The sequence below is a fragment of the Delftia lacustris genome, from assembly GCF_040267515.1.
GTDB classification, from domain to species: domain Bacteria; phylum Pseudomonadota; class Gammaproteobacteria; order Burkholderiales; family Burkholderiaceae_C; genus Comamonas; species Comamonas tsuruhatensis.
This window is the reverse complement of record NZ_CP141274.1, coordinates 1,806,405-1,818,655: the sequence shown is the minus strand read 5'-3', so window position 1 is coordinate 1,818,655 and position 12,251 is coordinate 1,806,405. Positions and strand designations below refer to the sequence as shown.

The window sequence follows — 12,251 nt, the reverse complement described above, 5'->3', positions numbered from 1 at the left end:
CAAAGCGCGGCCCATGCCGCCTGCGGTCAGGCGGCATTTCAGAGGCAGGAAAGGTGTGCGGCTAGATCAGGACTTGGTTGCGTCAGCCACTTGTTCGGCTGCCTGCCGGGTGCCCGGCTGGCGGGCATCGGCCCGCGCATCCATGGACACCTCCTTGGGCGCGACCAGGGCGCCGGGGCGGATGTGCTGCAGGCCGTTGACGACCACGCGCTCGCCGGGCTGCAGGCCCTGGGTCACGTTGCGCAGGCCGTTGACCGAGGCGCCCAGGGCCACCTCGCGGTACACGGCCTTGTTGTCGCCGCCCACCACCATCACGTACTTCTTGCTCTGGTCCGTGCCGATGGCGCGCTCGCTGACCAGCAGCATGCTGCTGTCGCGCGCCTGGCCCATGCGGATGCGGGCGAACTGGCCGGGCATGAGGGCGCCGTCCTTGTTGTCGAAGGCGGCGCGCACGCGCACCGTGCCGCTTCGGGCATCGACCTGGTTGTCGATCAGCTGCAGCCGGCCCTCGAAGGGCGTGCTGCCGGCCGTGGCCGTGCCCATCTGCACGGGAATGCTGTCGATCTTGGCGCGGTTGCCCGCGCCGCCGCCGAGCTCCTTGAGCGCGCGCGTGATGACCTGCTCATCGGCATCGAAGCTCGCATAGATGGGGCTGACCGAGACCAGCGTGGTCAGCACCGGCGCGCCCGGGCCTGCGGCCACCAGGTTGCCCACGGTGATCTCGCGCTTGCCGATGCGGCCCGACACGGGGGCGCGCACCTGGGTGTAGCCCAGGTTCAGCCGCGCCGATTGCAGGGACGCCTGGGCCGCGCGCAGATTGGCCTCGGCCTCGCTGCCTGCGTTGATGCGCTCGTCCAGCTCGCGCTGGGCAATCGCCCGCTCGTCCCACAGGCGGCGTGCGCGCTCCTGCTCGCTGCGCGCATAGGACTGGCGTGCCTGGGCCGAGGCCACCTGGGCTTCGGCACGCTCGACCTCGGCCGCATACGGTGCGGGGTCGATGGTGATCAGCAGATCGCCCTGCTTGACCAGCGCGCCCTCGCGAAAGTGCACGGCCTGCACGGCGCCGGCGACGCGGGAGCGGATGTCCACGCGCTCCACGGCTTCAAGGCGGCCCGAGAACTCGTCCCAGGCGGTGACTTCGCTTTCGGCGACCGTGGCCACCGACACGGGCGTGGCGGCGGGCTGGGCGCTGGCGGGCGCGTCATCGGCCTTGGCCTCGATGCCGTGCAGGCCGAACAGGCCGGCGCTGACGGCGAGGATGGCCGCAGCGGCGGCAGGCAATCTCCAGCCCTTGCGCTGGGCCGAGACGGAGGAAGAGGATGAGGTGGATTCGGTGGACATGGTGTTTTTTTGCGAAATTCAGGGAACACGATGCCCGCCCGGCGCCTGAACGCGCCGGGAAGGCGGAATCGAAATGGAAAAACGGGGGCAGCAAGGTTCGCCGGCTGCGGCGGCGCGGGGCCTAGCCCGGTGCTGCGGGCTTGTTCATGGTGGCCTCGAAGAAGTCATGCACATGCTGGAACACGGCGGCGCTGCAGGCCGTACAGGCCTCGGCCTCGGACAGGGCCTGCGGCCAGTTCGACGCGCTGGGCAGCACATGGCTGCTGGCCGTCACGCCGGCCGCGCGCAGGCGGGCCGCATAGGCCTGGGCCTCGTCGCGCAGCGGGTCGTCACCGCCCACCAGCACCAGAGCCGGCGGCAGCTGGGCCAGGCGCAGCGAGCTGCCGGGCACGGCATAGGGATGCATGGCGTCCTTGGGGCAGCTCAGGTACTCGCGCCAGCCCGTGGCCCAGCGGCATTCGCCGGCCTCGGGCGTGGCCTCGCGCTGCGAGGCGGTGCCGGTGCAGGGATCGAGCATGGGCGACACCAGGATCTGGCCTGCCAGCGGAGGGTGGCCACGGTCGCGCGAGATCACGGCCACGGCGGCGGCCAGGTTGCCGCCGGCTTCTTCACCCGCGAGGAACAGCGGCGCGCCCTTGCCCGCCATCTTCACGCGGTGCTTGTACAGCCACTGCAGCACGGCGTAGCCCACCTCGATGGGCTGGGGAAACGGATGCTCGGGCGCCAGCGGGTAGGCCAGCGACACCACGACGGCGCCCGCCTCGGCCAGCAGCCGGCCGATGTAGCGCCCGTTGTCCAGCGTGCCGCAGACAAAGGTGCCGCCATGGAAATGCAGCACCAGAGGCGAAATCGTGCCGGGCCTGCGCTGGCCATAGGCGCGCGCAGCCACGGTGCCGTGCTCGGGCAGCTCGATGGAGAATTCTGTTTCGGCAATCTGCGCCCCGACGGCGGGGCCGTTCGGAGGCGACGAGGAAGTGGACATGGCGCGAACCTGCGGCAATGGTCGATGGTTGGAATATAGGCGGCGCCGGCCATGTCTGAAATAGCAACGCAGCCATCGCTCTGTTTCCGTTTCACGAACAATCGCCCGACATGGCGCGTGTGAGAATTCCGCCGAGCCGGCATTCCCTTGCCGGGCGCTGCAGGAGCATCTTTCCATGGACCAGATCCAGGCCATGCGTGTCTTCGTTCGCGTGGTGGAAGCCGGCAACTTCACCCGCGCCGCCGATTCGCTGGACCTGCCCAAGGGCACGGTCACCAAACAGATCCAGGCGCTGGAGGCGCGCGTGCGCGTCAAGCTGCTCAACCGCACGACGCGGCGCGTCACCGTCACGCCCGATGGCGCCGCCTACTACGAACGCGCGGCACGCCTGCTCAACGACTTCGACGATCTCGAAGCCAGCATGGTCAACACCCAGACCGCGCCCAGCGGGCGGCTGCGGCTGGACGTGGGCAGCTCCATGGCCCGGCTGATCATCATTCCGGCGCTGACCGAATTCTGCGAACGCTATCCCGACATACAGATCGACCTGGGCGTGGGCGACCGCCTGGTGGACCTGATCAGCGACAACGTGGACTGCGTGATCCGCGGGGGCGAGCTCAGCGACCAGTCCCTGGTGGCGCGCCGCATCGGCTCGATGAACTGGGTCACCGTGGCCTCGCCCGCCTACCTGGCACGCCATGGCGTGCCCCAGCATCCGTCCGAACTGGATACGAAGCACCAGATCGTCGCCTTCTTCTCGGGCCATACGCGGCGCATGTACCCGCTGGAATTCCAGCGGGGCGATGAATCCATCGAGGTGTCGGGCAACTACCGCATCGCGGCCAACGACAGCAATGCCTACACGGCCGCCGTGCTGGCGGGCTTTGGCATCGCGCAGCTGGTCACGGCCTTTGCCCAGCCGCTGATCGACAGCGGCGAACTGGTCGAGGTCCTGCCCGATTGGACCCAGCCGCCGCTGCCCATACACGTGGTCTACCCGCCCAACCGCCACCTCAGCGCCAAGGTGCGGGCCTTCGTGGACTGGGCCGCCGACCTGTTCGCGCGCCATCCCCAGCTGCAGCGCAGCTGAAAGGCCGGCGATGGGATGGCCGGGCGGGCCCAAGCCCCGTCCGGCTGCAAGGCCTTCCCAGCCACTCTTCATGTCAGCGGGCATGGCGCCAGCCATTCCCATTCGCCATGACCATGCACGCCACCGGATACGGCCGATCCAGGAGCCTGCCTGCCCGCCCACTGCTGCACGCAGCTTTCTGCCATGCACCAAATACCGTCAACCTCCTCTGAAGATGCACCGAAACACGGCACGAAGGCACCAAGCTCGGGCGCCATTCACCAAAACGATGCATGACGGCATAACTTTTAGGCATAATCTTGGTTTGCACTCACCCCTTCCCGCAGCCGTTTTTAGTCAGAGGTTTTTTCCATGAAGTACGAGTCCGTCGGCCAGTTCCTTGATGAAGTCGCGCAACGCAATCCCGGCCAGCCCGAATTCCTGCAAGCCGTCACCGAAGTGATGGAAAGCCTGTGGCCCTTCATCGAGAAGAACCCCAAGTACGCCGAGCACGGACTGCTGGAGCGCCTGGTCGAGCCCGAGCGCGTGGTCATGTTCCGCGTGAGCTGGACCGACGACAAGGGCCAGGTGCAGGTCAACCGCGGCTTCCGCATCCAGCACAGCATGGCCATCGGTCCCTACAAGGGCGGCCTGCGTTTCCACCCCTCGGTCACGCTGTCGGTGCTCAAGTTCCTGGCGTTCGAGCAGACCTTCAAGAACGCGCTGACCACGCTGCCCATGGGCGGCGGCAAGGGCGGCTCGGACTTCGATCCCAAGGGCAAGAGCCCCGCTGAAGTCATGCGCTTTTGCCAGGCCTTCGTCACCGAGCTGTTCCGCCACGTGGGCCCGGACACCGACGTGCCGGCAGGCGACATCGGCGTGGGCGGCCGCGAAGTGGGCTTCATGGCCGGCATGTACAAGAAGCTGTCCAACAGCGCCGCCAGCGTGTTCACGGGCAAGGGCCTGTCCTTCGGCGGCTCGCTGATCCGCCCCGAAGCCACCGGCTACGGCACCGTCTACTTCGCCCAGGAAATGCTGGCCACGCGCGGCCAGTCCTTCGCAGGCAAGACCGTCTCCATCTCCGGCTCGGGCAATGTGGCCCAGTACGCCGTGGAAAAGGCCATGCAGCTGGGCGCCAAGGTGGTGTCGGTCTCCGACTCCTCGGGCACCGTGTATGACCAGGACGGCTTCACCACCGAGAAGCTGGCCATCCTGATGGACGTGAAGAACCACCGCTACGGCCGCGTGGACGAGTACGCCAAGCTGGTGGGCGCCGAGTTCCTGCGCGGCAAGACGCCGTGGCACCTGAAGGTGGACGTGGCCCTGCCTTGCGCCACGCAGAACGAACTGACCGAGGAAGATGCCAAGGTGCTGATCGCCAACGGCGTGGTCTGCGTGGCCGAAGGCGCCAACATGCCCTCGACCATCGAAGCCGCCAAGGCCTTCGAGAAGGCCGGCGTGCTGTACGCACCGGGCAAGGCCAGCAATGCCGGTGGCGTGGCCACCTCGGGCCTGGAGATGAGCCAGAACGCGGCCCGCCTGTCCTGGCCCGCCGAGGAAGTCGATGCCCGCCTGCTGCAGATCATGCAAGGCATCCACGCCGCCTGCCTGAAGTACGGCAAGCGCGAGGACGGCACGGTCAGCTACATCGACGGCGCCAACATCGCCGGCTTCGTCAAGGTAGCCGATGCCATGCTGGCCCAGGGCGTGATCTGAGCATCAGCGCTCCCCATCCCTGACGAAAGCCCATGCAGCCTGCTGCATGGGCTTTTTTGTTGGTGCCTTCCGCTTTCTACGCCTTTCTGCCATGGGCTGAGTGATCGCTGGCAAGCGATTGCGCCCAGGACAATGCCTCTTCAAGGTTCAGGTACAGACTTGCATACGCCTTGCGCAAAAGTCCATCAGGCAAAGCCCAGTCCCATTTCTCGCGCTGCAGGTTGCGGACATCGGCCAGAAGCATGTCGAGCGGTGGAGGCTCATCCACTGCCGCATCGATGAGGGCATCGATGATCCCCTCGATACCCAAATCTCCTTTGATGACTTCGATGCCTGGGCCGGCCGCATTGGCCGAGTAGCCTCTGCGGCGAAGCAGGCAGGCCAGCGCTTCGTTGGCGGCATCCCCGAGCCAGGTCAGCAGCACCACTTCGCGGCCCTGGTCCACCATGAAGTCATTCGCCAGATTTCGTTCAGAGTAGTTCGCCCTGCCTTCCACCAAAAACCGCCTGGCCACTTCATCCAGGAACGGCGGTATATCGGAGGACTCGAACAATTGGTGCATTCGTTGGTGAACACGTGTGTGGGTACGCCCTGCCCCACCTGAGAACAACGGCGGCGCTCCGCCACCGGAGCGGACGACAAATATGGTCTTCTGCTCCTCGTCGATGTCTTCTACCAGCCAGGTCCTGCCGGCGAACAGGATGCGCTGGCCAACGCTGAGCATCAGCGATACCGGCAAAGTGCCGAGCGTTTTACCGCTGCAGACGATACGAAACTCCTCGTCTGCTGCAAACGCAGCATAGAAGGTGTAGTGGTTGACGAACTTCTCACCGATGCGACCATGCAGCAAAAGACCGCTGGACTCCTGCATCAGCAATTCCTTTTGGCCGAGATGGCGAACGAGTTCGGCAAACTCGCCTTTGTTCAACCCAGTGAAAGGGGCGCCGGAAGTACAGAACATCGTATGGAGTTGCCCGATGGATGCCCCTCCGCTCTGCGCCACATAGGACAGCATCTGCTGAACCAGTGTCGATAGGTGAACTCCATGCGCCATGGGCGGCTCGAACCAACCTTCCAGCAGCAGTGAGATCATCGCCGTCACCTTCACCGTCTCCAGACGGAGTTCGTCGGCGAGCGAGGGTTTCCCTCCAAGGGCGTTCTCCACGCTGTAGCCTCGCAAGATGGCCGGCTCGCCCTTTCGGCGACCAGACCGCCCCAGGCGCTGTCGCAAGCTGGCCACCGACGGTGGCGGGCCGATCTGGGCCACGCTCTTGACGGAGCCAATGTCGATGCCCAACTCCAGCGTGTTGGTACAGAGGGCGGTCGCGGGAAATTCCTTCTGTTTCAGGGCAGCCTCGGTGTCCGAGCGGATCTCCTTCGACAGACTGCCGTGGTGCGGCCAGAACTCATTGGGCACCTTCTCCTGCTCGCAAAGTCGGTTGAGAAGGTACGTGTAGCGTTCGACTTCACGCCGCGAGTTCGGGAAGACCAGATTGTTCGTGCCGCGCAAGCCCCGGAACAGATGCAGGGCAATCTTCGCCGGTGTGACGGGTTCCGGCTCTTCGCCACCATCTTCATTGCGCAAGACCAAGGGCTCCTCGTAACCTTTGACCAGAACTCTCAGCTCACTGTGCGAGGACTTCGACTCCACCAGGGCAACCGACGTCCCTTGTCCAGGACGCAGAAAATCGGCGGCCAGGCGCATGTCACCCAAGGTCGCGGAAAGGCCGACACGCGGCACTTGGCGACCGATGACCCGCTCAATGCGATGCATCAGGGATTGAAGCTGTTTTCCGCGCTCTGATCCGATGAAGGCGTGAAGCTCGTCGACGATGAAGAACGTCAGCTGATCGAACACCGCACCGATCGACGTGCCTCGATGGCATAACGTTGCCTCAAGAGATTCCGGCGTGATGAGCAAGACCCCTTGCCGCTTCGTCAGGAATCGTGCCTTGGCCGAGGAAGAGATGTCGCCATGCCAGGGCCACACCGGAATTTCCAGTTGCTCGCACAGCCGGTCGAGGCGACCGAACTGGTCATTGATGAGCGCCTTGAGCGGACTGACATAGACGATGAGCCCCTGTGACTCCGTCTGAAGCAGCTTCGTCAGCGCCGGCAGAAATGCCGCCTCCGTCTTGCCGGCGGCCGTGGCGGCTGCCACGATGACGTCCCGGTCCGCCTTGACGATGAGCGGAATGGCCGCCTCCTGGGCATCTCTCAGCGACTCCCAGCCTTCGGCCCATAGGAAGCGCTGGATGCGCTCATCGAGCAGGAAGAAGGAAGCGCTGTCGCCAGACATGTGCTCAGGCCGAGACCGTCACATCTTGAACGAGGCGAATTCATCGCCATCGTCCACCTCGACCTGCTCATCAGTCAAACCGCCAGTGTCCGGGGCGACATCTATGCCGCCCAGCAGGCTCTGCCATGCAGCCCCCGGGTTCTGATCCAGCACAGCCAGCATGTTGATGAAGGCCGTGATGGTCGTACGCGGCGTTCGGAAATACGTGTCGCCGATGCGTTTGGAGCAGTGCTCCATGAAGCTGAAGATGCCTTGGTCCGGGACGAGAAACTTGTCAGCGTCGCCGAGGGCGTAGACGGAGCGAATCTTCTGCAACAGGACGTAGAAATCCTCAGGCGTGAGACTCGACAGGCGCACCACCGGTCCGCTGAAGTCGACCAGGCCATCTGAGGCAAAGGTGTTCTGCGCAAGCCGACTCTGCAAGGCGGGATAGCTATAGAGTCCGCGCCGGGTATCCAGCAGAAACTCCGGCGTTCCGCCCAGAACAAATCCAAGGCCCACGGCCGTGCCCTGTAGCGAGTCGTTGAGGATGCGCAGGATCTGTTCGTAGTTCGCATTGCGGGCCTGCGTGTTGGCCAGTTTGTAGAGATTGACCAGTTCATCCAAACCAACCAGCAGGCCCGCGAAACCGGCCAGCCGCACGAAGCGCGCCATAAGCTTCAGTTGGTCATAGACCTCGGAATCGTCGACGATGCTTCGTACGCCGAGCGCCTGCCTCGCATCGGTCTTGGTGGCGAACTCCCCCCGCAGCCATCGGATGGCATCGGACTTGAGCTTCTCGTTACCCTCCTCATGGCCACGACAGTAAGCCGCAATGACGTCCGCGAAGTCGTAGCCGTTCACCAGTTCGGTTAGTTGGTCGAGCTGCTGGCGCAAGACCGCCTCGGTCGATTGGCCGGACGCCTTGGCCTGCGTCTTGGCCGTGGCGATGAATTTCTCGACGATGCCCGCAAGCGCACCCCCATCCGGCTTCGTTCGGGTCGACAGGTTGCGCATGAGTTCGGCATAGAGCGAGCGGGCCTGGCCACCGCTGGCGTGAAGACGCCGGTCCGGGTTCAGATCAGCCGTGGCCACCACGAGCTTCTTCTCCAGCGCCACGGCACGCACCAGGTTCAGGAAGAAGGTCTTGCCCGCGCCGTACTCGCCAATGACGACACGGAATGCCGAGCCCCCATCGGCGATGCGGGCGACGTCGGCCACCAGCGTCTCGATTTCCCGGACACGGCCGACCTGGATCAGGTGCTGTCCGCTGCGGGGCACGACACCTGCGCGCAACGATTGGAGGACCGCGTCGCGGTCTCTAGGGCGGATCGGTGCATTCATGCTTCCAACTTCTCCAACAGTTCAGGGTTCACGGTCACGACCTCCTCGCCCTCTGTAAACGGTATGTCGTGCAGATCGAAGGCCGCCTCGTTGAGGGCTTCGATGGCACCGTCGAGCATCAGGTCCAGATCTGCAGCGGCATCGTCGAGTTCATCCTTTGTCCACACCGGCCGCGACAGCAGCAGGCGTGCGAGCGCGCTGTGCGCTTCATCCAGGCCGAGCAGTCCCGGTGATGTCGCCCCAGCATCGCCTTCAGGTTCGGGTTCGACGAATACCGTCTCGGGTGGATTTTCTTCCTTGAAGATTCCCGACAGCAGAGCCGATACGGCTTCGGTATCCTTCTGCAGAGCAGCAATGCGCGCGGGATCAAGCTTGAATCCGGCTTCCTCCGACTCCACGGCAACCGTCGCCGTTGGTTTCGCACCTGCAGCTGCGGCATGCACGTCGGAAAACACCTTCTTGGATTCGACGCCAAGGGCCTTGTAGACCTTCTCCAGCATCTTCACTTCCGTCGGCGAGACTTCTCCATCGGACTGTGCGACCGTGGCCATGAAGGCAGCAATAGTCTCCTTGGCGCCAATATCCAGCGGTTCCAACTTCTTGCGCAGAGCGGTCAGCGATGCTGGCGTCGCCATCAGCAGGCGCAGGTGTGCCAGAAGCCTACGGATATGGTTCGGAGTGAGGTGAGCCCAGGACTGCACCTGTGCCCGGAGATGCCCCATTTCCTGGGCACTGAACTCGCCATCGGCGGCAGCAACGGCCGATGCCAAGTCCAAAGTCAGTATGGCGACTTGGTAAACCGGTGTGGAGCGGCTGGCGACCTCTCCTGGTGGCACGGAGAACAGCACGACCTTCTCGTGGGGCTTGGGCAGCTTGGCTCCAGCCAGGACATCGGGCTCGATGCCGATGTTCAAGGATTCGAGCGCTCGCGCCAGCGCCAGCGTCCGGTCCCGCGTCAGGGTCGTCTTGGCATCCAGACTGCCAAGCAGTTCCTGGAACGACATGGCAATCATTCCCTCACCCATACGCGCCTTCAGGCCATGCAATGCCTTCTGGGTACTTTCGGGCCACAGCGTGGCAGGCAATTGCAGCAGCCCCTCCAGCGCATGCCTGCCATCCGGATTCCGCCCCACATAGCGGCTGAACGGCTCCAGCGCTTTCGTGGCCTCCTCGACAACCTGGCGCAGCTTGTTGATGGGTGCAGTAAGCACGGTGACGTCGGGCGTGTCCCCAAAAGACAGGCTCAAATCCTTGTACCCGCGAAATCCGGCGGAGGCCGGTCGGTGAACCAGCTTGATCTTGGTCTTGTTCCTGGGAAGAACCAAGCCCTCTCCAAACGTCTCGCGGTATCTGGATACGAAGAGCTTGTCGAACTCCTCCGCGCAACGCGTTGCCGGTGTTCGCAGGTAGTTGGTCGGATCCAGCTTGGCCCAGGCCAGTGCCAGTTGCGCAGGCACAGGCATGCCATCGACCGCCGCCTGGCCGAGGGCGACACGGATGTAGAGCGGCAGTTCGTAGGTCTTGGGAAAACTCGGGATGGGCTTGAGATAGGCCTTCTCGGGGTGCTCTGCCAAAGAGACCCAATCGAGCAGCGAACCCGCGTAGCTTCGGAATGAACCCGACTTGTCGCCATAGATGTCCAATAGCCGGCGCAGCTCCGACGCAATCACGGGCCAATCGGCCTTGGCCCCCTCGTCCTTCGAGGCATCCAGAATGGCGCGGCGCTCCAACCCGTAGAAGAAGATGAAGACATATCCCACATCGGCCTCGGGATCCTGCCTTCCGCCTGCCAGCCAATTCAGATAGGCGCGCCGGGCGGAAGGCGAAATTTCCGAGTAACTCGGCCAGTAGCCCATCTGCCGCTCTGTGTAGTCGCCCGTGGACGCGACGGATTTCGACGGATCGATGAGGCTCGGATCATTGCCACCCGTGGGAATAGGCAGCGACGTGCCGATGTAAACGAGGCCACCGGTAATTGAGACGCCCCCGACCTCAACCGCCTCTCCTGCAGCAATCCAGGCACCAGGACCGAAGCGGTTGGGCGCTGCCGGGAGGCGAAACGACGGCGTGGCAGGCACTGGACTGACCGCAACCGGTACAGGTTGTTCATCCTCAAGGAGTCGGCTTGCCGCGCGCGAACTGACCGCCGGGCTAGGCGCAACCTGTGCGCGCCTCTCGGGAAGCGGGTCAGTGCGAGCAGGACGCGCAGCTTCCTGAGGTACCTCATGCGCACCGCCTTTGGATTTGAGATAGAGATAGATACCGACGCCGATGGCGGCGAACACCCCAACCCCGATCCAGACCTCGCGCGGAATGGCGGCCAACACCACCAGCAGCCCCACGACGACTGCACCGATGCCCCCTCCCGCTCCTGATTTCTTTCGCCTGGCCATAGCTTGTTCACTCCTTCCCCGGCAAACAATTGTTACAGCATTGTGCATGGCAACCGAAATCGGTTCAGCCTTGAGTATCCGCACGCCACATATGGCGAGGCATTGCCGGAGAGAAAGCGAAAGACCCGTTGCCCTCAATGCGAGAACACGAGGGGCTTTGAATGACGTGTTATCCAGTCGGCGCCGTAGTCGCCCCAATTGCACGGCCGGTCACAGAAACTCTCAATACAGCCCTACGTAGTGCAGCCCGCAAGCCGCTGCAGGGCATGCAGCTATGCCATGCCAAGCAGAGGACACGGCGCCGGCCATTGGATCGCATGCTCAACCGCCGGCATTCAGTGTTGCAGAATGTAGCCCAATGACCTGAAGGATTCTGACCGCCGATGACAAAATTCCTGAACACCAGTGCGACAAACTACTTTCTTGAAGAACTGATCAAGGGAGCCACCGACCGCCTGATCCTGATCAGCCCGTTCCTGAAACTGAACGACCGCATGAAGGAACTGCTGGCGGACAAGAACCGCTTAAAGATCGATGTAAGGATCGTCTATGGCAAGAGCGAATTGCAGCCACAGGAAATCGAATGGCTTCGCGGCCTGACCTTTGTCCGAACCAGCTTTTGCAAGAACCTGCATGCCAAGTGCTACCTTAGCGAGACCATGTGCATCATCACGAGCCTGAACCTGTACGAGTTCAGCCAGGTGAACAATAACGAGATGGGCATCCTGATTGAACGTGCCGAGGATGCGCAGCTCTACAGAGACGCTTACGACGAGGCCCAGCGCATCATCCGCATCAGCGATGAGGTTCGTATTTCGATGGAGCGCGTATCAAACCCGAACCAGACTTCGGTCGAGGGTTCGACGGATGCGGCGGATGGGGAGCCCGCAACGGGTGGAAAGCTCACTTCCTCGAAGATCGCACACAAGCGTGGTTGGAAGACGGCCCAGTTGCTCGAACGCGCGACAACTATGGGCTACCTTGCGCTTGACGGCGACCGCCACGTCCTGACGGCAGCGGGAACGCAGGCCGGCCTTGAGTTTGTTCCCAAGTCCCGATTTGGCCCCTACTTTCTCTGGCCTGAGGACATCAATCTCAGCTGAATCCCCGGCTGGTGCCGGGTTGTCG

Annotated in this window: 8 protein-coding genes; 3 read left to right on the top strand and 5 right to left on the bottom strand. The window is 63.6% G+C overall.

Going from position 1 to position 12,251, the window contains the following annotated elements:
• Positions 1–66: 66 nt before the first annotated feature.
• On the bottom strand, positions 67–1,341 hold the full coding sequence (locus U6958_RS09675; RefSeq protein ID WP_083393568.1) for an efflux RND transporter periplasmic adaptor subunit: 1,275 nt from the start codon (positions 1,339–1,341) through the stop codon (positions 67–69).
• A 121-nt stretch (positions 1,342–1,462) separates the two neighbouring features.
• Entirely contained in the window at positions 1,463–2,323 is an 861-nt protein-coding gene (locus U6958_RS09670; RefSeq protein WP_016451230.1) for an alpha/beta hydrolase, read from the bottom strand.
• Positions 2,324–2,498: 175 nt separating this feature from the next.
• On the opposite strand from U6958_RS09670, the gene U6958_RS09665 reads away from it, so the two are divergent.
• Together U6958_RS09665 and gdhA are read left to right on the top strand one after the other, a co-directional pair.
• The gene (locus tag U6958_RS09665; RefSeq protein ID WP_074921010.1) at positions 2,499–3,413 is read left to right on the top strand and encodes a LysR family transcriptional regulator; all 915 of its coding nucleotides are present in this window, start codon (positions 2,499–2,501) and stop codon (positions 3,411–3,413) included.
• Between the two features lie 351 nt (positions 3,414–3,764).
• A complete protein-coding gene (gene gdhA / locus U6958_RS09660) occupies positions 3,765–5,108 on the top strand; it encodes an NADP-specific glutamate dehydrogenase (protein ID WP_016447677.1) in 1,344 nt (447 codons plus the stop codon).
• 76 nt (positions 5,109–5,184) lie between these two features.
• Here gdhA and U6958_RS09655 read toward each other — a convergent pair whose 3' ends face one another.
• Genes U6958_RS09655 through U6958_RS09645 form a run of 3 tightly spaced genes read right to left on the bottom strand, consistent with a single transcriptional unit; the run spans position 5,185 to position 11,171 of the window.
• On the bottom strand, positions 5,185–7,407 hold the full coding sequence (locus U6958_RS09655) for a DEAD/DEAH box helicase (protein ID WP_074921011.1): 2,223 nt from the start codon (positions 7,405–7,407) through the stop codon (positions 5,185–5,187).
• An 18-nt stretch (positions 7,408–7,425) separates the two neighbouring features.
• The gene (locus U6958_RS09650; protein WP_074921012.1) at positions 7,426–8,730 is read right to left on the bottom strand and encodes an ATP-binding protein; all 1,305 of its coding nucleotides are present in this window, start codon (positions 8,728–8,730) and stop codon (positions 7,426–7,428) included.
• The gene (locus U6958_RS09645) at positions 8,727–11,171 is read right to left on the bottom strand and encodes a TerB N-terminal domain-containing protein (protein WP_244160448.1); all 2,445 of its coding nucleotides are present in this window, start codon (positions 11,169–11,171) and stop codon (positions 8,727–8,729) included. The genes U6958_RS09650 and U6958_RS09645 overlap by 4 nt, the downstream gene beginning before the upstream one ends.
• Before the next feature lie 335 nt (positions 11,172–11,506).
• On the opposite strand from U6958_RS09645, the gene U6958_RS09640 reads away from it, so the two are divergent.
• Positions 11,507–12,226, top strand: a complete 720-nt coding sequence (locus U6958_RS09640) for a phospholipase D family protein (protein WP_012206943.1) — start codon at positions 11,507–11,509, stop codon at positions 12,224–12,226.
• Positions 12,227–12,251 lie beyond the last annotated feature (25 nt).